We start from the raw sequence: 21,300 nt of genomic DNA, 5'->3' as shown, positions 1-21,300 counted from the left end.
ATAACAATATTTACAACTAATTAACTTTTTAGGTTTTATTGTGAAATACTCATTAGGTCGTAACACATTCATTGATTAACACAAAAAGGTCATTTAAATATGAATTTTTACCGTTTTCATAAATTACGTTTGTCTGTTCTCGTTGGTGCAGCACTGTTAGCATTCTTAGGGCTCACTAGCTGCTCAAGTGATGACGATGAGCCGGATGTTGTAGTCGTTCCTGCACCTCCAGCCCCACCAACATATTCTACTGAAATTCAACGCACTAAATTTGGTATTCCCCACATTACAGCCGATGACTATAAAGGCTTGGGTTATGGCTTAGGCTATGCATTTGCAAGTGATAATATATGTTCTTTTGCTGCGGAAATTATAGTGGCGAATGGCACCAGTGCATTAAATCTGGAAGCCAGCACTCGTAACATTAGTTCAGATGTATTTTACACTTGGTATAACAACCCAACTAAACGCATGGAACTTTTGGAGGCACAAGAACCACAAGTTCGTGATGCGATTCAGGGCTATGCGGCAGGTTATAGCCGTTATTTACGTGACACTGGGGTCGACAATATCGATCCAACATGTGCCGGTGCTTCTTGGGTTACCGAAATAGATGAAATGGATCTCGCGGCGGTTTATAACAAGGGCAACTTACGCGGAGGTTTGTCCAACTTCGTTACTCCCATCTTACTTGCTGCTCCCCCGAGCGCTAATGGCAGCCCTCCTCAACCTCAGGCTAAACCGCCCGAATTTGATTTAAGCAGAATTAATGTTTTACAAGGCGGCAGTAATGCCTATGCATTGGGGTCTGATGTCACCGAAAACGGTAGTGGTATGCTGTATGGTAATCCTCATGAACCATGGCAAGGGGTTCAACGTTTCTATGAATTTCATTTAACCATACCAGGCGAGATTGATGTCATGGGAGCGGGCCAGCAAGGACAGCCGTTTGTGAATATCGGGTTTAATAAAGATGTTGCTTGGAGTCATACCGTCTCTACCGCCAAACGCTTTACCCTTTATCAATTGCAGTTGGTACCGGGTGAGCCGCTGAAATATCAGTATCAAAATTCTGATGGTGTAATAGAGCAGCGCGATATAACTAAAGTAGATATTAGTATCGACTTACCCGCTGGAGGCACTTATACGGGTGCAATCTATTTATCGCATTTTGGTCCAATGCTAGCGGCTCAGTTTATAAATGGTGCCTTACCATCTTGGGGAACATTTAATCTTGCTTTTGCTATACGCGATGCCGCGTCCGAAAATCCACGCGCGATTAATCAATGGTACTCAATGAATAAAGCGACCAGCGCTCAAGACTTGCTCGACAGCATGAGAACGGTTCTTGGCCTACCTTTTGTTAATACCATAGCTGCCGATCGTGACGGCAATGCCTTGTATGCTGACTTATCAACAGTGCCTCATGTCACTTCCGCACAATTTGCAAGTTGTGTAGGTAACAACCCAGCTCTACAAGCTTTAGCGGCTGCAGGTTTACCGGGGTTAGACGGCAGTACTGCAGCATGTGAGTGGGGAAATGACGCCGACGCTCCACAATTAGGGATCTTTGGTGGCAGCAACTTGCCCTATTTACTCAATACCAGTTATTCAACTAACTCAAATGACAGTTATTGGATGAGTAACCCAGATTCAACCTTGGATCAGGAGTTCTCTCCTTTGCTGCGACGCAACTTAGTGTCCAGACCTAGTGTTTCAGTCGCAGCAGCGTCGCCTCGATTATTGCGCACCCGCATGGGCGTCATCCAAGTTCAAGATCGCCTAAGCGGTAAAGATGGACTTGGTGGTAATAAGTTCAGTCTGCGTAAACTACAAGAAGTAGGTTACAGCAACCGTAATTATGCAGCAGAGCTAGTACTTGACGACGTGCTTGCAGATTGTAATGCCAACCCAATAATGCCTGTAGCCGGCGGCGGAACATTAGACGCTAGCGCAGCATGTGCGGTGCTTACCCGCTGGGATAGAGCAAATAATGTGGGTAGCCGCGGAGCACATATCTTTAGAGAGTTTTCACGCAACGTTAATTATGAAGGTAATATTGATAGCGCATTTAGTGTACCTTTCGATGAAACTGACCCAGTGAATACTCCACGAGGTCTAATCATCAATGCCACAACACGTCAGGCTTTAGGTGATGCAATACAGTTTTTCGTTGACCGCAATGTCGCCATGGACGAACAGTTAGGTAACCTGCAGTTCGACACGGATGCAGCTAATAACAACGAGCGCATCCCAATGCACGGTGGTAGAGGTCAGGAAGGCGTATTTAACGTAATAGCAACACCTTCAGCCAATGCACAGGGTGAATATACTCCAGTCACTAATGGTCCAACCTATATGCAGACGGTCACCTGGGATGCTAACGGTCCTATCGCCGAAGCGTTATTGGGTTTCTCGCAGTCTGCAGACAGCACAAATCCCCATCACAGGGATCAAACTAGACGCTACTCAGAAAAAAATTGGATACCTTTACCGTTTAGCTCTGCAGAAATTGCCGCTGAAGTCATTAGTGAAAGCGTGAAACTAAGTGAATAAACTAATACTTATAAGCTAAAAAGCGAAGCATTCTTTAAAAAAGATTGAGCCTAAAGACCGGTTGTTTCATGACAGTCGGTCTTTTTATTTTTTTGAGTGCTTTAGTTTTTCAGTTACAACTAAAGAAGACACCCAGTGCGCCGAGATAAATCGGTCGGAGATCGGAGCGGAGGCCCCCCCCGGGTGCAAGCCCTCTACTTGGTAAGGTAAGCACACCGCCAAGACCCGGATGCATCGTAAGGTGCCGAGTTAAGCGTTGACGGGGGAAGCCATAGGCCGAGTATTGAGCTGCGAAATCCGCACTTAAGCGTGTTGACCTTGTTGGGTGAAAGGGAAGGCAATACGACCAATAAATGAATGTCCTAAAGGGCAGTGCTCGTGATTGGTTGGCGCTTTGCAGTCACAGACCTTATGCATGTGGTGATCTCTTTTATGCACAACTCGGGAGCTCCAGCGGTTTGGTGAGACACAGTTTGTTTTACACATTAAGGGGAAGTCATGAGACGAAGCCGTTGATGATAAGCCACTGGAAGTCAGACAGTCTCATAGTAGTGAAGAAGCACGCGAACAAATTGAGTTAGCGCTCAAGGCGGAGTGTTTGGAGCGAAGGGGGCTGACAGAGAGAAAACCATTTCAACAGGAGAATAGCCGTGACACAGAGCATGGAAAACCTAGTTTCAGGTTTGGAAAGGTTAGGGAAAGTAGCGAAGAACGATAAACATCTGAAATTCAACAACCTCATGCATCACATCACCCCCGCATTGTTACTTGAGGCGTATAACAAGCTCAATCGACAAGCGGCCAAGGGAGTGGATAATCTGGGTTGGCTAGATTACGCGAAGGCGTGTGAACAACGCCTGACAATATTACATGAGCAACTTCAGTCGGGGAAATACAAGCCAAAACCGGTAAAACGGCAATGGCTTCCCAAAGACAACGGCGAACAACGACCGATAGGTATCACGTCACTGGAAGATAAAATCATCCAGCAAGCGTTGGTGCTGGTACTTGAACCCATCTACGACGCTGACTTTTTAGGCTTCAGCTATGGGTTTAGGCAAAACAGAAGTCAACATCAGGTATTGGATGCCGTGTACATGATGGTGAGCTTTAAAAAGGTCAGTTGGGTGCTGGATGCAGATCTGAAAGGGTTCTTTGATAATATTGAACACGCATGTTTACTGCGTTCAATCCGGCATAGAATTTGTGCTGAAAGAGTGTTGAAACTCATTACCAGCAGGTTAACAGCGGGAGTAATGGACGGCCACATTCGATGTAAAAGTGAAATAGGTACGCCCCAAGGCGCGGTCATTAACAAATCATGATCAACGCGGTCAAAGAACTTAGACAGATCGACATCGACGGCATAATGGCGTCTCGTTTTAATGATGTCTTTTACCTGTTTCACTGCTTGTTGCCCATTTCGATGCGGCCTAAACCCAAAACTGTTGTTTGAGAAGGCAGGATCGAAAATGGGGATAAGAACCTGGGCAATAGCTTGTTGGATCACTCGGTCAGCAATAATCGGTATCCCCAGTTGGCGTTTACCGCCATCCGGTTTATCAATCTCAACCCGTCTAACCGGCGCTGGTCGGTATTGGCCTGAGCGAAGCTCAGTCATAATACGCTTCCGGTTTCCTGCTTTTGCCCAAGCGGGGAAGTCATCAATGGTCACCCCATCTATGCCAGCGGCACCCTTATTGGCTCGAACCCGTTTCCATGGCTGCAAAATATTGGAAGGCTGGAGAATAGGCTCAAGTAAATGTGCGCTAAAGGCTGGCTGCTTATCGGTACGCTGAGTCACGTCACTACCGGACGGCATTCGTGTATTCAAGTCTGACAAGGCTCCTCCTTTGTTCTAAATGTTCAGGTGGGGCGCCCATGCGACTTCGCCGTGTCCCAACCATTACGGTGGTCGTACACAAGTGCATAAACGCAGATGGTAAAAAACGCCACTGGTTATGCTGAACGTTAATGAATGTCCACTTTTGAACACCTCCATAGACTACATTAAAAAACACTGTGACCTCAATGGTGACAAACGAGTTCGTCAAAACCAGTTTTTTCGAGCTACGGCTATGTCGGCTTCTGGCACAGGCTGTGTAAAAACTATTAGAAGTTAGACCTTGATAAAATAATTCTCCACCTGTCATCAAAAATTCGACTTTTTACACAGCTTGGGCACATTTGCGACGCATAGCGAATCGCTCACTGGAGTGTTTCTCAACACACTCGCTTAGTCGGCCGGAGATGTTTGCTCATTGAAGTTCTAAAATAGTGATGCTAGGTTACTGACAAAGTTAATGATTTTAATTGGGTAAGTGATAATGGCTGGATATAGACTGCAAGCATTGTGAAATCTGAGTGTTAGCTTTCCCGTAAATTCACAGAACCGTAAAGGAGTATCATGAACATGTTGACATGTATTGCAAAAATTACCGCGAAAGATAAACACAAAGAAACTGTGCTATCTGAATTGTCAAAACTTATTATTCCTACTCAAAAAGAGCACGGCTGTGTTAATTACGATCTGCATATAGATAATGCGAACGGTAGCATTTTTATTTTCCATGAAAATTGGCTGTCGGAGCAGGATTTAAAGGCACATGGCGAATCTTCACATATTAAAGAGTGCTTTGATGTCATTCGTGAGATGTTGGATTCTGTAGAAGTGTCAAAATTAACAAAAGTGTTGCTATAAAAATAGTGATTTTGTTGAAGCAAAAAATAAGTGAAAGTAATTTGGAGAGGATTAAGCAACCCAAGGTTTGGATTGCTTATGACAAAGTCTAGTCGTTGCTATGTAAGCTAGCGTTTAGGCCGCCCCATTTAGTAGAATTTGCTACCACTGCTTCAACTACACCTGTTTGGCTGTTACGGCGGAATAATAGGCCATTCAGACCTGATAATTGACGTGCGGCAACTACATCGCCATCTGGCGTGGTGACTTTAGTACCAGCGGTGACATACAAACCTGCTTCAACTATACAATCATCGCCTAAAGAAATGCCAATACCCGCGTTGGCACCTACCATGCTGCTCTTGCCAATGGCATTAATAGATTTACCGCCGCCAGATAAGGTACCCATAGTCGATGCACCGCCGCCAATGTCAGAACCATCACCTACCACAACACCCTGTGAGATACGGCCTTCAATCATTGAGCTACCTAAAGTACCGGCATTGAAGTTAACAAAACCTTCGTGCATTACAGTGGTGCCAGACGCTAGATGTGCGCCCATACGAACACGGTCAGCATCGCCAATACGCACACCTTCTGGGATAACGTAATCGACCATTCTTGGAAATTTATCGATAGAGGTCACGGCTAAGTGATGAGCTTCAGTGGCAATCAACTCTCTTAATTCTTCCACCTTACTGGGTAATATGGGGCCAGCAGATGTCCAAGCTACATTGGTTAATAAACCAAATACACCTTCAAGGTTAATGTTATTGGGTTGCACAGCGCATTCTGATAATAAGTGCAGTCGTAAATATGCGTCTTCAGCAGACTGTGGAGTGGCATCTATATCTAGACTAATTTCAACAAACTCACCTTTAATCAAGCCCACTTTACTGGCTAAGCAGTTACGCTCAATGTGTTTATTACTGCGAGGAAACCATACATCTAAGGTTTTGCCACTTTCTACATCGATGTATCGATGTCCATTACGGGTGATTGTCATTGTTATGTCCTAAATTGGAGGATTCATTATCATCTTATTATTGCGTGAATTACGATGAATCGCAGCCAGTTTTTGTTTATAGGTTATGCCAAATGAGGCATTGGTCGCTTTCACTACAAGGAAAGTTCTAATTTAGCGTGCGGATTACCTAAATCTTTTATCAGTTGTATAACTGGAAAGTTATGTAAATCGAACTCTACGCCTCTACTATTCGGGTTAGCGCCAGTTTCATCAAAGAAACAAAATGTGAGTATTTGATTAAACGAGTTGCTGTTCCACAAATAACAGCGGTCAAATCCGCTTTGCATGAGAGCATAATTTTGTTGGCCTTTAACCCATTTTGAACTTCTCGTAATATTACGCTTTTGAAAATATTCTAGCCCCAATGGGTGTAACTGATTCTGTTCTTGCAGGCTGTTAATAAATTTATCTAGCGGAACGTCGCCGTTTTTTTGTCCGCTTAAATCGTGGGCTTGTTGCATAGTTAAGGGGGGCCCAAATTTGTCAACGGCAGCACTGAGTGTTTGTTCACGTATTGGGGATATACTCATATAGGCGTCTTGCAAGTAATAAGTGCCTGTAATCTGCTTTATAAAACCATTGTGTTTGTCGAAGTAAAGCTCTAATTTTTGCTCAAGGCGGCTATTTTCATATGGCTGATAGAAACTAAACTTGATTTTGTCACTGACGGTTCCTCCTCGGATATTACCCAAATTACCACCTTGGTCATCAAGGTTTATGGCTTGTTGCAACACGTTGTCACCAATTTTCACACCTTTAATTGACAACACAGTATCGACTGCTTGACTTGTATCATCCAAAGATAATGTCTGTGATTTATTAAAGCGCTCGAGACCACGCAATGTTTCAAAATGATGGGACTGCTGCAGTGACTGGGTCCAAGCCAAGGGGGTCGCCAAGGCTGCCACCAAACCACTTATTAACGCGAAACGTTTAACCACCTTTATGCACTCCTGATTGATCAAATATCGCGGTTTTTATTATACCGCTATGTATTTCGTAACGATTAAGTCTACGCTATTCAAGCTAATGAAACACTAAGACGTAAGCTCTTACATTTTTAAAATTTTTACCATGATGTATTTTGCTAATGTATGTCACCTAATATAAATCCATTTGCAGTTGAGTTACTTAATGTCTCACTTTTTTCGTCACATACTTATTTTTGGAAGCCGCAGTCTTACGAGTTTAGGACTGTTGAGTCTTGGCTTTCTGACATTTCCTGCATATGCCAAATACACAGATATTTTCACGCAGCACCAGATTGATCTTAGTTTTAACGTTAATCAACCGGTGTTAATTGCTGATATTCTACCGCAAGCCGGTGCTGAACTTGTGGTGGTCGGTGTGGATGATAAGCAACAACGTATGTTAGCTATTTATTTCTTTGATACCCAAAGCAATACCTTTATTAAACAAGACAAGATCAATATTGCAGACAATGTTTTTGCCTATGATGTGGGTGAACCTCAACATGACGGTTTACAGCGTTTGTACCTTTTAGACAAATCCATGGTACATCGTTATGTGCCTGCCCACTTATCACACGAATCAGCATGGGTGAATGGCGAGACGGTTTCATCTATGTATCTTAGCGATAAAGCCGAATCGTTTAGGGAGATGGACTTTATCCAAGATTTAAATAACGATGGTCTTGATGACATTGTGCTGCCGCACTTTGAACAGCTTAATTTATGGTTGTCTGATTGCTGCGGTGCTAGGCATCCACAAAACTTACCTATTGCTGCACGGATTGAAATCAACCAAAGCAGTGTCAGTTATGACGACCAAGAGCTGTATTTTCAAGATATGGATCAAGACGGTAAAACAGACTTGGTGACAGTAGAACAAGGTCAATTGAGTGTTTTTGCACAAAACGACAGTATGCAATTTTCACTTATTCCCACAAAGATTAAAATTGATAAATCCATTTATGCTGTCGATTGGTGGGACATGAAAGGTCCAGATGGACAAGAAATGGATCAAAGTAATATTCAACATCGTGTTGTAAGAGCCATTGATGACTTTAATGGTGATGGCATCCCAGACATCGCCCTGCAGTTTACCAAAAGCTCTGGAGTGTTAGATAAAACCATTGATTTTGAGTTTTTCTATGGGGCGTTAAAAGAAGGCAAGTTAAGCTATTCCGAGCAAGCCAGTACCAATATCACCTCTGAAGACACCTTATCTAACCTAACGTTTTTAGACAGAGACATGGATGGCAAACAAGAAGTGTCGGTGTCGTCTTTTGATATTGGTATCTCCCAGATCGTAGGTGCTTTGTTATCCGGTAGTATCGACCAAGATGTATTGATTTTTTCTATGAATGAAAATAATCAATTTGGTAAAGAGCCCCTTGTGAGTCAAGAAGTGGAAATTACCTTTAGCTTATCTTCGGGCACACGAGGTCAACCTTTGGTTAAGATGATTGATATTAATGGCGATGCGGTTAAAGACATAGTGTATTCAGATGGCGATGATTTGATTCGAACGGTATTAGCGACACCAGATCAGAAAAAGCCTTATGCAGGTCGTTCATTACGTCAGAAAATAGCCATGCCTAAAAATCCCTACGATGCCGCCACTGAAGACCTCAATGGTGACGGAAAAACAGACGTGGTGTTACACCACGGTTCTGCAGATAGCCCTGAATTATTGAAACGAGTACTTGTGTTGATAGCGAATTAAGGGTTCCGCTTACTGTATAAAAACTTCATTGTGCCGAAGCGCATCCTAGCAATCAAAAAAACAATCAAAGCAATCAGCTGTGCTTGATAAAAAGGCTGCGTTATGTTACCAGCCTTTTTATCAAGCACATTAATGTTTTTAGACAAGACTACTGCGTCATATCTGACGCAGTAGATAATTCAGTTAACATACGCTCAAAGGCTTGCCATTTCCCGTCTTCGTCCTGACTTTGTTTATTTATGTAAGCAGAGACGATGTCTTTACCTAAATTGTAATTCAGAACGTAAGCGCGATATTGTTCAATAAATCGCACACTTTGTTGTGCTTTTTCTGGAGACACTAAAGCATACTTACGTCTTTGTTCAATGGCCTCGTCACGGCTGATTTCACCATTTAAATAAAGCTGCGCAGTGGCGGTAATGGAGTGGGATAATTGTTCGGTTAACTGGTTTAGTTTGTCCAATACGTCTGCAGTAGTAGGATCCAATCCTGCAATAGGAAATAACACATTCCGTTCGTACAGCACTTTTTGATTATCAGGGAAAGCCAACTCGACCCCATAATTAGCGCTACCCTCAGCAATCAATGCATAAGGACTAAATAACGGAAAAATGGAGTATTCAACCCAGCCTTTTTTATTCAGCAAGTTATTTTCAATCAGTACATTCCAAACGTGATGCCCTGGGTAACCTTCATGACACCCTAGCACTATTGCTCGTTCGATTTGCATCGGAAAATCTTGATTGATTTGCATCAAACTTTTGTTGTCGCCTTGATACCAATTATACCCAGACCAGCTTTTGTCGGTGACATATTCCAACTCAAACCTTTCATTTTTTGGCAAAGAAATGTATTTATCTGAGCGCTTTTTACATTCTGCAATGGCGAGATCCACCACCTCACTGACTTTTCCTTCGGTAATTGCAAACTGCTTGCGAAAAGCATCAACGCGCTGCGCCAAATCACCTTCGCCTGGCACCAACTTGTTTATCTCACTTAATGTTTGATCAAATTTTGTGAGGTCATATTCAGGAATGCTAGTGTCGTAAATAAGTCGTGCCTCTTCAGCAAAGGTGAATGTTTCTCCAACCAACATACGTGCTCGCACATCCATAGCCCGTACATTGCGAAATAAAGCTTTGTGACGCAATTTTAGGTCTTGATTCGCTACATCAATAGCTGCTAGTTTTTGCAGCAACTGACTAATATCAGAGGCGAGTTGTTGTTTGGAGCGCAGTTGAGCCTTTGCGTGTTTTTTCCATTTATCGGGGCCTAGATAAGCGTCAATATAATCCTTATCATATTCGCCCAGTTCTAATCCTAGTTTTACATAGTGTTCGGCGGCTTGATTTAGCACATTAGCCGTGTCTGATGGCTTTTTTTCAACTTCAGCACAGCCCCATAGCAGTGCCATTAGACTCAAAAGTAAAGAGATAGAAAATTGTCGATACTGTGTCGTTATCATAGATGATTCTTCTTCAATATTGTTGTGTAGACTCTACCTTATACAATTCGTCACTTCTCGCTTTTAGATATATTTAGCTCTGAAATCGGAGTGTGTTTTGCTAGTGGTGTATTTTAAAATTGCCACTGACTTCCCGTGTTTTGTTCTTGACTAAGTCTGTAAACAATAAAGTAAGGTGTAATCTTTCTATACCTGTTTGGTCTAAGCATCATTTATTTATTTTTCAGACATTCTAGCGCTGTGGTAAAATTTGTTGCTTACTTAGATATCATTGTTCTGAAAAAACTTGATATCATACACCTCGTTTTTTAAAGGTTTCAAATCGAAATGATTTGAGTGACGTGATAATTGAACCAACAGAATACCCTGTTGGCCTTAGGTTTTAATGAAAATACCAAAAAGATTACAACCACTTGTAGACGATGGTCTAATAGATGATGTGCTATATCAGCTTATGAGTGGAAAAGAAGCCACCGTATATGCGGTACAATGCGGCACTGAAGTACGCTGTGCCAAAGTGTATAAAGAGGCAATGAAACGCAGCTTTAAAAAGGCTGCGCAATATCAAGAAGGCCGTAAAGTCAGGAATACGCGTCGTGCCCGTGCTATGGAAAAAGGCTCAAAGTTTGGCCGTAAGCAACAAGAAGATGCGTGGCAAAATACTGAAGTCGACGCGTTATTTAAATTAGCCAAAGCTGGGGTCAGAGTACCAGAGCCCTACGGTTGTTATGAGGGCGTGTTACTCATGGAATTGGTTACAGATGACCAAGGCGACGTTGCACCCAGACTCAACGATGTATCTATGTCAGCAGAGCAAGCAATTGAAGATCACGCTTTGGTGATGGTCTATGTGATGCGTATGTTATGTGTGGGTTTAATACACGGTGACTTATCTGAATTTAATGTGTTGGTAGACGATTACGGTCCGGTGATCATTGATTTACCCCAAGTTGTGGATGCGGCGGCAAATAACAATGCATTTAGTATGTTGCAGCGTGATGTGCGAAATATGAGTGAATATTATGGGCAGTATGCCCCTGAACTTACTCGCACGTATTATGCTGAAGAAATGTGGGCATTATTTGAAGCGGGTGAACTCACAGTTGATACCGAATTAACAGGTCACTATGAACTACCTGATGACGACGCAGACGTAGACTCAGTATTAGAAGAAATCAAAGCAGCCTTCGCCGAAGAACAAGAACGCCAAGAAAGAGTCAAAGAAGCCAACGAACCCCTTTAATCCATTGCGGTGCCTTACCAATCTCTGAACCTGCCACGGCTTAAATCTGAGAATGCGTAAATCTGCTTGGGAAGAGAATGCCTTAAGCGACTGTTCAGTCATTTATATCTCAGCCCGAAAATTTCAAAGGCTCTGGCCCCGCAATTGGCGCTCAAGAAACCAGACTCACGATGACTAATGGGGGGGGAAGACTATTCAGTTCAAAAAGCGGATGCCTAGTCGCTACTATCCGCCACAATGTGGCGGGTGATTCACTTATGGTTTGGATATTAGATTGTTTTTCTTATCCTGTTTATCTGTTTAGGGCGGCAGTTAGGAGTGATTCAACTACATATCAGCCTTCTCAGATAAATAATCCCAAGTAACGGCTATCGGCTAATCATAAAACCATCTGCAAGGGTGATTACTTCAAATCTCTGACCTCGGTCAATAAAACGTGTAAAAACTTCTTTGAGCCCTTTTAGATAGTTATCCATCATTGCGCTAGATCATCAATACCTCTAAAAAATCCTATCAATGGGCGGTGGTCGTCAGTTTAAATGTTAAGGTCCCCTCGAGAAAATAGCGTGTAGGATTTAACGGTAAGCTGTTGAAATATGTAGGGCTATTAATAAATGCATTGAAGATAAAAGGTTGAGTAGTTAGTGGTAGTTGGCAAACAAAGGACAGCATTATTGGCTGGATTTATTGGTAATGTCGTAGAGTGGTACGACTTCGCATTGTACGGATATATGGCGGGTATTATTGCTGTTCTGTTTTTTCCGGAGCAAAGCACAACGGCAGGTTTGATTGCAACTTACGGTATTTTTGCCGCCGGTTTTTTAATGCGCCCTATCGGCTCGGCAGTCTTTGGATGGCTAGGTGATACAATTGGCCGCAGCCGAACTATGATGATTTCCGTCATCATGATGGTGGTGCCCACGGTTTTGCTGGGCGTTCTGCCAACACATGAAACAATCGGCATCTGGGCTCCAATGCTACTGGTCATAATTCGTCTTGTTCAAGGCCTTTCCGTCGGCGGTGAATTCAGCAGTTCGGTTACCTATCTGGTAGAAACCGCTGAGGATGGTCAGCGTGGCTTCGCGGGAAGTTGGGCTAACACGGGGAGTATGGTGGGTATGTTGTTGGGTGCCGGAGCTGCGGCTTTGTTAACCGGACTGCTTTCAGCTGACGAGGTAGCGTCTTGGGGATGGCGTATTCCCTTTTTGCTGGGCGGAATCATTGGTGGTGTTGCAATTTTTTTGCGACGTAAGCTGCCGCAGTCGGAGCATTTCAAGCGTCACCATCATGAGCGTGCACAGACGTCTCCGCTGATTCAAGCGTTCACCATCAATCGTTTGGAAATGACTCAGGCCTTTCTTTTTGCGTCCGCCTATGGCGTGTTGTTTTACATTCCGCTCGTTTATCTGCCTGAATGGCTGCATGAGCAGACGGGCATGGCGAGACACCTGGCCCTACAAATCAATGCCGGAGGGACTGCGCTGTTACTGTTCCTTATTCCCGTATCGGGGTGGCTCGGTGATCGCTTGATTCCAAGGACCTACCTTATCGCAGCAGCCATGCTCTGTTTCGCATTGTTAGCCATTCCCATGTACACATGGCTGTTGGAGGATGGTGTGTGGGGGGCTATCCTTGTCCAGGCCACAATGGTGGTTATTCTGGCGGTACCACTGGGATCGGCACCAGCCATGTTTGTTGAACTGTTCCCGGCAAGCGACCGTTTATCTGGTTATTCAATCTCATATAATCTGGGTTTAGGCGTAATTGGGGGGGCTACCCCGATGTTCGCAACTTGGCTGATTGATTTCTCTGGGTTTTCCATTGCACCCGCCGGAATGCTCGTGGTGGCATCTCTCATGGCATTGACGGTGATGTTGTGGATGAAGGATCGCAGCCGTGAACCTTTGAGATAATGCAACTGCGGGGTCAGCGCCGATGAAATGTTTCCTTTGGAGCTGAAACAGTCAATGAAATCAAAATCAGCGAACGGCTGTTGATCCCCAAACCAGCCCGTCACAACTCGTTTTTACCTGTTGATCTGAAATGTTAGTGCAAATATAGGTACTACAATTTATTCGGTATTATTTAATAAACATCACTGACTGACGTTGGTCTATTTTGAAGTCAAATTCTCGTAGAAAATTCATGCCTAATAGACCATCGGCGTTTTCAATGCCGTGCATGGGTAATATCACCACAGGTAAGTTTTTCACTGTGACATGGTTGATGGTTAATTCTTGAAATTGATACATACGGGCCATAATTTTGCCACCTGCAGTACCAATGCTAAAGCTACCTAGATAATTGATTTTGTATCTATTACTTAAATTATCAAAATATTGTTTTGAGATGGCGGTTACCGACGCGCCAGTATCAATTAATAGTGCTACGGGGTTGCTGCTTAGTTTAGCCGCAACCACATATTGGTTACCAAATTGTTTGAGAGGGATAGGTTGCCCTAGGTTGGCGGTTGTTTCGCCTGCATCTAAGTCATCAATCTCATCACTCTCATCATTAACGGGTGAGATTTGTTGCGCCACTATGATGTTTCTAATTCGTTGTGCGTCAGGGTCGTTAAAGTCTAGGGAAGCCAGCACGTTTTCCATTAAGCCTTCTTGAAGTAGTTCAGCGTAAGCCATAGCGAGGGACAAAATATACAGTCTGTTGCTCGGCTCAAGTTGTAACAATGGTTCGACAAACATCGCTAAAATATCCCACGAGTAGTTACGCTTTAACTGTTCAATGGTGTTTTTGCTCAACTGTTCGATTTGTCCTTCAATCTCACTTTGCTGTGCGGCTGTCATGGGGTTTCTTAACAAGTAGTAATAATGAGTGATGGCATCACTTAACAGTGTGGTTTCTACCTTCAATTTTGCTTCTAATAACAAAAAGTCCATGTCTTGTGGGTATTGTTTCAAATAGCTTTGTAAAAATGCCCCCAACCTTAAAAACTGGCTCTCTTTTAACCACAAATTTGCCTGTTCCAGTAGCTCGACTCTGTTACTCACAGGTTGATTAAATGGTGTGTTAGGTCTTGGATTATTTGCATCTATAACTTGTGGTGCTTGGTTTGTCCCATCCGCCGATTGCTCGGTGAAAGTCCAGTTGAATAATGGCTCAGATGGCCCATATGGCTTAGTTTGTTTGACCTTGGCATGTTTATCTTCTGACTGGGAGAACACATTTTGCTTGGGTGTGGTAGATAATAAATAAAAATTTAACGCTACAGAGACGCTAAGCAATAACAGTAATAAGCTTATCCACTTGTTCATTTTGTGTCTATTGCTGACATTGTGGCTTGAGGCTGCGAGGGTAGGGTGGCGGGTCCATAAGCATTGGCAAACTCTTTTGGCATACGTTTAGGTTTACCTGTTGAAAGAGAAATACACACAAACTCGGTGCGTGCTGTTAACAGTGTGAGTTGGTCGCTACGGCGAATAAACTGAAATTGTCGCGCCAATTTTAGCTTGTTGTCGCACTGCACTATCCAAGTGGCACAATCAATCACGTCATTGACATGGGCCGCGGCTAAATAGTTGATTTCATGACGACTAATGGCCATGCCTCTATCTAAAGCCTGATATTGCTCAATATTTAAACCCAAATGTTTGGAGTGTGTCCATGAGGTCACTTCTAGTTGACTGACGTAGGCCACATTATTGGCATGTTGATAATGATCAATTTGCTCAGGTGTGACCTGCCAAGTGCATATAAAGGGGGTAGGAAGCAGCCAAGGCATAAGTTAACTATACATCTGGTAAAGGATTAGGAGAATTTGGATTAACGAGTTGTTGCATAATTTGATGTTCTTTATTCACCACAGGAATAATAAAGTCTTCCACATTGCCAATGTTTTTAAAAGCTTTAAAGCCTTTTTCTAGAAACTCATGTAAGGCTAAAACCCCTGCCATTTTTGCCGGTTTTCGGGAAATAAATAACAAGCTTGAAATGCCTTTCATTTTGACCACCTCAGCCAAGTCGTTTCCCAAGGTACGGATATAGTCGATTTGTTGTTGTCTGACGTTAAGGTTGTCACAACTGACATACGCTTTGGCATAACTCTCCCGATTAATCTCGGTATCCACTAACTTGTTGGCTAGACCAAAATCTAGCTCAAAAGATAAGGTATTTAAGTGTAACGCTGAGGCCAGTGACTGGAGTGCCTTTTCAGGCAGAAATTTTGACATTTTAGGCACAATACGGGCGATGTCTTGATCCCGCTGGCTAAAATCGTTGGGCCCATAAAGTTCGTTAATAAAAAACTCAACCGCGGGTTGAAAACGTTTTTGTTGATACATGTGCTGATGACTGACTAACAAACGTTTGCACTGCCAAGCCTGCACCGCCCTAATTGTCGGTATTAATCCAGCTTTGTCTGCAATTTCTTGCATGGTGATGATTCCGTGTAAATGGCGGATTATTTGCTTGGTGCTGTCACTCATTTAGAAGGTGCTCATTATAAAGGTACTCAATAGAAAGAACTCATTTTTTTAAGTTAATGTTGCCAAACACGCTGGCGTCTATCCAACCACGATTAGTGTCACCGTTTACCGGTTCGATTTTATGTGAACCCATAAAATGTTCCCGAGTGGCACTGCCGTCGTTATCACAATAGGCCAACATAAAGCCGATCTTTTGCTCAGGTTTTAATATGATGGGGGCTAAAGGTTGCTTGTCGGTGTATGTATCAGGAAAGAGTTTGATGGCCACTTCCCAGATTATCGTATTCGGTTGTTTGTGCTCGCGCTGCCAGCGACTGGTGACGTGATCATTATAAATATGGGCTTTTTGATCGTCGCCTATATCTACGGTTTGGTTATCTAAGGCGATATGGTAAGCAAATGCGCTGTGATTATATTGGTGGTTGCCACCTGATGCATCGCTGTCTATAAATACTTCTAAACAGTCATCGTCCCAATACTTTATTTTAGGATCTGCGGTTTTATCAAACAATATATCGTCAGTAATCTGTGCTTGAAGATAGAGATATTGGTTATCCCATAACAACTTATAACGTCCAGAAAAGTCTTCTACTTTGGGCACTGAGTCTGCCATTAGATAGGGCATGGGTTGCCATGGGGCATTATCCCATGCCTGCTCAGCTACACCGTCTATTTTGATCGGGGTGGCAGTATGTTTAACTTCAGTGGCACTAATTTGTGCACAGCAGAACACACTGCTAAATAGAAACGTTCTGAGCAAAATACTTTCCTTAGTGAAAACTATTCTCATAGCTTGGCGTAATCTTTGAGCGAAAACAATAGGTGATGCCAAACTCAGCAGGGCAATCGCATTAAAAATGGCTTGACACAGATCCCCTAATTTGATCTATTACTTCGCTTTACGCGACGTAATATGACCAAATACAAGCCCACACTTATCGAACATTTCAAAGACATTGAAGATCCTCGTCTTCTAAGAAAACAATTACATAAATTAGATGACATCTTTTTTATTACCCTATGTGCCGTTATCTGTGGCTGTGATGGCTGGGTTGCCATTGAAAAATTTGCCAACATTAAACGCACTTGGTTTGAACAATATTTATCCCTAGAAAATGGTATTCCGTCTCATGATACTTTGGGACGTATTTTTTCCTTAATTGATCCTGAGCAATTTCAAACCTGTTTTTCTAGCTGGATCAAAGAGATAGTAAAAAATGTCACGGGCGATGTGATCGCTATTGACGGTAAATGCCTTCGACGCACTCATGATAAGTCATCTAATAAATCAGCTATTTATATGGTTAGCGCATGGTCACATGATAATCAGCTGGCACTTGGACAAGTGAAAGTTGATGAAAAATCGAATGAAATAACCGCCTTACCTTCCCTACTCAAAAACTTAGACATCACAGGCAGTATCATCACAACCGATGCATTAAACACACAAAAGAAATCGGCTGAACTGATCGTGAGTAAAGGCGCTGATTATTTAACCGCACTGAAAGGAAATCAAAGCACCCTACATGATGATGTGATTTTATTCTTTGAAAATACCCCTAAAAGTTATGAGGGCACGTTAAATACTTATAAGAGTATTGATTCAGGGCATGGCCGTATTGAAGAAAGAACAGTGACTTCCTGCAACCGAATTGACTGGCTTACTGAGCATCATACTCACCCACACCTTGCCAGTATTGTTAGCGTCAAATCAAGAAGATTTCTTGCGAACGAATGGTCAGAAGAAACGCGATACTTTATTAGTAGCGTTAAGCATAACGATGCAGAGAAATTTGCTCACTATGTACGTGCTCATTGGGGTGTAGAGAATAATCTTCACTGGAGATTAGATATGGCATTTGACGAAGATCATTGTCGAATTCGTCAAGGATATGCAGATCAAAACATGGCAATATTACGCCACATATCTTTGAATTTATTAACGTCAGATAATGATAATAAGGTAGGTATTAAGATTAAGCGGCAAATGGCAGGTTGGGATAATGATTACTTGCTGAAACTGCTACAAATATTTTAATGCGATTGCCCTGCCAAACTCAGAGGCTAAATATTCGACTAATGTTTTACTGAGTCTGCACCTGAAGTCTTTTTATGTATGCTCTTTATGTATAGAATGCCGCCCTTATGAATATGAACATTGCCTTACCTCTCAAACAAACCACTGCCTCGCTGTCTTCAGCCGGGACAAGGTTGCACAACTATCAGGATCTTATCCTGTTATTCAACGCTACTTTTATCGAGACTGAAAATACGGTTTTGGCAAAGGGAGACCATGAACCTATCTATATTCCCGCTAGACGTTCACCACAACATCACCAGATTGTATTTGCCCATGGCTACTTTGCCAGTGCATTACATGAAATAGCCCACTGGTGTATTGCCGGCAAACAAAGGCGTTTGTTAGAGGACTATGGTTATTGGTATCAACCTGATGGTAGAAATAGTAAACAACAGGTTGAATTTGAAAAGGTAGAAGTGAAACCCCAAGCTATCGAGTGGGCTTTTTCTTGTGCATCAGGCAAACCCTTTACGGTCAGTACCGATAATTTAAATGGTGCAGTTGCTAATACTCAAAGTTTCCAAGAGGCAGTAAAGCGTCAAATTATGCTGTATCTAGATCATGGTTTTCCACCTCGTGCCGCAGAGTTCATGGGGATATTACAAAGGTTTTATCAAACAGACAATCTGCACCGGGAGATGTTCGATGTTGAATCAGCCTAAGCCTCACAGACTGTTTAAGTTAGGTGTGTTAATCAATCCTTATGCAGGCATTGGTGGGGCCTTAGCCTTAAAAGGTAGCGATGGTATTGAAATCCGCGAAAAAGCCTTATCTATGGGGGCAGAAAAAAAAGCCTTAGATAAAACCCGCTTAGCCCTTGCACATATTGTACCTATACAAGACCAAGTGCAGCTATATGTTGCATCAGGTGATATGGGCGAAACTTTGGCTAAGGATATGGGCTTTAGCTACTCCGTGGTCTATCAGCCTGAAAACTCACAAACAGAAAGCCAAGACTCTGAAGCTACAGCAAAAGCTTTGCTTGCCCATCAAGTGGATTTGATTTTATTTGCTGGTGGCGATGGCACCGCCCGTAATGTTTGTCATGTAGTGGGCAGTTCAGTACCTGTTTTGGGTGTGCCTGCAGGCTGCAAAATTCACTCGGCTGTTTATGCTATTACGCCAGCGGCCGCCGGTAGAGTATTGAAACAAGTGATACAGGGTGAAATTGTCAGTGTCAGTGACGCCCAGGTCATGGATATTGATGAAGCGCTGTTTAGAAATGGTAAAGTCAATGCCCGTCAATTTGGTGAAATGCAGGTACCCACTGAACTCAGATATATTCAAGCCGTTAAAATGGGCGGCAAAGAGTCGGATGAACTGGTCTTGGCGGATATCGCCGCCCATATCATTGAGATCATCGAGGACAACCCTGAGCATTTATTTGTAATGGGCTCAGGCTCTACCGTTGAATTTGTGATGCAAGAGCTGGGCATTAAAAATACCTTGTTAGGTGTTGATGTGATTAAACACAAACACCTACTGGCCAGTGATGTGACTGCCAGCGAATTAGTCGCGCTGACAACCCATCAAAACTGCAAGTTGGTGCTGACCTTAATTGGTGGTCAAGGACATATAATAGGCCGCGGAAACCAGCAATTGAGCGCGGATTTTTTAAGATCTTTAGATAAAGATAACATCTTGTTGGTTGCGACCAAAAGCAAGCTGTCTAATTTGTCTGGACGTCCACTGATTGTTGACTCTGGTGATACACATGTCGATCAACAACTGTCAGGGCTAATCAGTATCATTACCGGATATCACGACCAAGTGTTATACCCCATAGCCAATTTAAATTTACCTATTAAGGACACGGTTTGACATCATCCAAGCAGCAACAAAATGAGCTTACTTCTTTTATTCATAAAACCGAACGTTACTTAGACCAAGTGGTACAGCATGGAAACGATCAAGAGTTGTTTATTGCCAGCTATTTGCAAGGGCACTTTGCCGTGCAAGCTGGGCAAAGCCAAGTGCAAAAAATGACACAAGTTAAACAATTAGCTGAGCTGATGGACACCAGTTTAACCGCTGCTTTTAGTCACAACGAACTCATCGCTGATGATCAGCAACAAGTGTTAGGTTTATGGCAGATATTGTTAGAGGGTTAGCCCAGTATAATAACCAATGGCGAGCGGTATAACACTTCAAAAAATACAAAATTTGCACTGTTCTACTTTTTGATTGGATGCACGCCAGCATCAATTGAAAAAGGAACGGACCTACATGGAGATTAACGGACTAATACTTCTCCATGGAAATAAGACATTCAAAGTAGATACACAGGATAAGTTAGTCGTGTTCATGCACGTCGACGGGTATAAGCGCCATGTTCGTCAAAACAATGTCAGTCTAGTTCAAGGGTTGTCTATTAGTGAATTTCACATTCTTGTTGATAGTTTTCAAAAAGCATAAAAATATTCATAGTTAAAAACGCACATTAAGGTTTATTGTCGGTAAAGTGCGATTGGGACGGTATTGCCCTGGGCGAACATATTGCCGATTAACGCGTTGCCTTGTGAGTTTATCTGTAACTGTGCTTCTATTTCTAAGCTCATGATAAACAAATATGGTTCAACCCAATTTAGGAACACCTGTGTCCCTTGGATTACGCCACTGCCGTTGCCCACGTTGTTACCGTAACTGTCAAATTCTTGTAATAATAGTTCACTGCCATTTTGTTCAAGCACAAAAACGTAGGTACCTGCTGCATTAGCATAATGCCAGCGACCAGAAAGGTTGTTAGTAACATGGTATTGGGAAGACTGATCCGGAATGACGGTTATATTTTGATTTAATTTGGCATTTTTCGCCCTCAGGGCCGCCAGTTCTTGTTCCGCTAAGAGGGTTTGTTTTTGTTGGGTAATACGTAAATCATCAATTTGTTTTTGTCGTTTTAATGCTTCAAGCTGCTTTTGGTGATCTTGCTCTGATGTGCTGACCACCGATTTCTCGGTGTTGCTAGATGGAGGGGCGGCTAGTGTGTTGAAATTAAATCCCCCCGTTGCCGCATATAAACCAGTAAGGGCAATGATCAATGAAGTGATGGCAGTTATCACGCCAGTAAATGTGTGAAAAAACGACTTATGGGGTTCGCTCATAACATGTCAGTCCATTAG

19 protein-coding genes and 1 pseudogene are annotated in these 21,300 nt (G+C 42.8%); 11 read left to right on the top strand and 9 right to left on the bottom strand.

The window, feature by feature from the left end:
• The first annotated feature begins 99 nt into the window (after window positions 1-99).
• Both CXF95_RS28500 and CXF95_RS31635 read left to right on the top strand, forming a co-directional pair.
• Window positions 100-2,556 (top strand): penicillin acylase family protein, encoded by a 2,457-nt coding sequence (locus tag CXF95_RS28500; RefSeq protein ID WP_101201776.1) that lies wholly within the window; start codon window positions 100-102, stop codon window positions 2,554-2,556.
• A 662-nt stretch (window positions 2,557-3,218) separates the two neighbouring features.
• Window positions 3,219-3,881, top strand: a complete 663-nt coding sequence (locus CXF95_RS31635) for a reverse transcriptase domain-containing protein (RefSeq protein ID WP_369809360.1) — start codon at window positions 3,219-3,221, stop codon at window positions 3,879-3,881.
• Here the strand turns inward: CXF95_RS31635 and CXF95_RS31630 are convergent.
• Window positions 3,878-4,177: pseudogene (locus CXF95_RS31630) on the bottom strand (reverse transcriptase domain-containing protein); the annotation flags it as partial. The gene CXF95_RS31635 and the pseudogene CXF95_RS31630 overlap by 4 nt on opposite strands.
• A gap of 786 nt (window positions 4,178-4,963) precedes the next feature.
• Between CXF95_RS31630 and CXF95_RS28485 the strand changes: the two are divergent.
• Window positions 4,964-5,257 carry a putative quinol monooxygenase gene (locus tag CXF95_RS28485; RefSeq protein WP_101201774.1) on the top strand — a complete coding sequence of 98 codons (294 nt, stop codon included), beginning with the start codon at window positions 4,964-4,966 and terminating at the stop codon, window positions 5,255-5,257.
• An 88-nt stretch (window positions 5,258-5,345) separates the two neighbouring features.
• Here the strand turns inward: CXF95_RS28485 and CXF95_RS28480 are convergent, their stop codons facing one another.
• Together CXF95_RS28480 and CXF95_RS28475 are read right to left on the bottom strand one after the other, a co-directional pair.
• Window positions 5,346-6,242 (bottom strand): DapH/DapD/GlmU-related protein, encoded by an 897-nt coding sequence (locus CXF95_RS28480; RefSeq protein ID WP_101201773.1) that lies wholly within the window; start codon window positions 6,240-6,242, stop codon window positions 5,346-5,348.
• A gap of 113 nt (window positions 6,243-6,355) precedes the next feature.
• Entirely contained in the window at window positions 6,356-7,204 is an 849-nt protein-coding gene (locus CXF95_RS28475; RefSeq protein ID WP_101201772.1) for a hypothetical protein, read from the bottom strand.
• Between the two features lie 193 nt (window positions 7,205-7,397).
• On the opposite strand from CXF95_RS28475, the gene CXF95_RS28470 reads away from it, so the two are divergent.
• Window positions 7,398-8,951: a VCBS repeat-containing protein gene (locus tag CXF95_RS28470; RefSeq protein WP_101201771.1), complete on the top strand. Its 1,554-nt coding sequence runs from the start codon at window positions 7,398-7,400 to the stop codon at window positions 8,949-8,951.
• Window positions 8,952-9,099: 148 nt separating this feature from the next.
• Here the strand turns inward: CXF95_RS28470 and CXF95_RS28465 are convergent, their stop codons facing one another.
• A complete protein-coding gene (locus tag CXF95_RS28465; protein WP_101201770.1) occupies window positions 9,100-10,416 on the bottom strand; it encodes a hypothetical protein in 1,317 nt (438 codons plus the stop codon).
• Between the two features lie 385 nt (window positions 10,417-10,801).
• Here CXF95_RS28465 and CXF95_RS28460 point away from each other — a divergent pair, with 385 nt between their 5' ends.
• Window positions 10,802-11,659 carry a PA4780 family RIO1-like protein kinase gene (locus CXF95_RS28460; RefSeq protein ID WP_101201769.1) on the top strand — a complete coding sequence of 286 codons (858 nt, stop codon included), beginning with the start codon at window positions 10,802-10,804 and terminating at the stop codon, window positions 11,657-11,659.
• Between the two features lie 674 nt (window positions 11,660-12,333).
• Window positions 12,334-13,572 carry an MFS transporter gene (locus CXF95_RS28455; protein WP_232788089.1) on the top strand — a complete coding sequence of 413 codons (1,239 nt, stop codon included), beginning with the start codon at window positions 12,334-12,336 and terminating at the stop codon, window positions 13,570-13,572.
• Window positions 13,573-13,740: 168 nt separating this feature from the next.
• On the opposite strand, the gene CXF95_RS28450 is transcribed toward CXF95_RS28455, so the two are convergent.
• Genes CXF95_RS28450 through CXF95_RS28435 form a run of 4 tightly spaced genes read right to left on the bottom strand, consistent with a single transcriptional unit; the run spans window position 13,741 to window position 16,891 of the window.
• The gene (locus CXF95_RS28450) at window positions 13,741-14,931 is read right to left on the bottom strand and encodes a TIGR02281 family clan AA aspartic protease (RefSeq protein ID WP_101201767.1); all 1,191 of its coding nucleotides are present in this window, start codon (window positions 14,929-14,931) and stop codon (window positions 13,741-13,743) included.
• Window positions 14,928-15,398 (bottom strand): thioesterase family protein, encoded by a 471-nt coding sequence (locus CXF95_RS28445; protein ID WP_101201766.1) that lies wholly within the window; start codon window positions 15,396-15,398, stop codon window positions 14,928-14,930. The genes CXF95_RS28450 and CXF95_RS28445 overlap by 4 nt, the downstream gene beginning before the upstream one ends.
• Before the next feature lie 7 nt (window positions 15,399-15,405).
• Entirely contained in the window at window positions 15,406-16,101 is a 696-nt protein-coding gene (locus tag CXF95_RS28440) for a hypothetical protein (protein WP_101201765.1), read from the bottom strand.
• Window positions 16,102-16,141: 40 nt separating this feature from the next.
• On the bottom strand, window positions 16,142-16,891 hold the full coding sequence (locus CXF95_RS28435; RefSeq protein WP_369809355.1) for a CBM9 family sugar-binding protein: 750 nt from the start codon (window positions 16,889-16,891) through the stop codon (window positions 16,142-16,144).
• A gap of 123 nt (window positions 16,892-17,014) precedes the next feature.
• Between CXF95_RS28435 and CXF95_RS28430 the strand changes: the two genes are divergently transcribed.
• The 5 genes from CXF95_RS28430 to CXF95_RS28410 all read left to right on the top strand — a co-directional run bounded on the left by CXF95_RS28430 (window position 17,015) and on the right by CXF95_RS28410 (window position 20,596).
• Window positions 17,015-18,139, top strand: a complete 1,125-nt coding sequence (locus CXF95_RS28430) for an ISAs1 family transposase (protein WP_101197148.1) — start codon at window positions 17,015-17,017, stop codon at window positions 18,137-18,139.
• A 113-nt stretch (window positions 18,140-18,252) separates the two neighbouring features.
• Window positions 18,253-18,843, top strand: a complete 591-nt coding sequence (locus tag CXF95_RS28425; RefSeq protein ID WP_232788110.1) for an elongation factor P hydroxylase — start codon at window positions 18,253-18,255, stop codon at window positions 18,841-18,843.
• Complete coding sequence (locus CXF95_RS28420; protein ID WP_101201763.1) at window positions 18,827-20,002, top strand: ATP-NAD kinase family protein; 1,176 nt, start codon at window positions 18,827-18,829, stop codon at window positions 20,000-20,002. The genes CXF95_RS28425 and CXF95_RS28420 overlap by 17 nt, the downstream gene beginning before the upstream one ends.
• Window positions 19,999-20,292, top strand: coding sequence for a YfcL family protein (locus tag CXF95_RS28415; protein WP_101201762.1), 294 nt, complete (start codon window positions 19,999-20,001; stop codon window positions 20,290-20,292). The genes CXF95_RS28420 and CXF95_RS28415 overlap by 4 nt, the downstream gene beginning before the upstream one ends.
• A 115-nt stretch (window positions 20,293-20,407) precedes the next feature.
• Window positions 20,408-20,596, top strand: a complete 189-nt coding sequence (locus CXF95_RS28410) for a hypothetical protein (protein ID WP_101201761.1) — start codon at window positions 20,408-20,410, stop codon at window positions 20,594-20,596.
• Window positions 20,597-20,628: 32 nt separating this feature from the next.
• On the opposite strand, the gene CXF95_RS28405 is transcribed toward CXF95_RS28410, so the two are convergent.
• Window positions 20,629-21,282 (bottom strand): hypothetical protein, encoded by a 654-nt coding sequence (locus tag CXF95_RS28405; protein ID WP_101201760.1) that lies wholly within the window; start codon window positions 21,280-21,282, stop codon window positions 20,629-20,631.
• Window positions 21,283-21,300: the final 18 nt, after the last annotated feature.

The organism is Paraglaciecola sp. MB-3u-78 (assembly GCF_002835935.1).
Classification (GTDB): domain Bacteria; phylum Pseudomonadota; class Gammaproteobacteria; order Enterobacterales; family Alteromonadaceae; genus Paraglaciecola.
The sequence above is the reverse complement of the archived record's forward strand: the minus strand, read 5'-3'. Positions and strand labels throughout refer to the sequence as shown.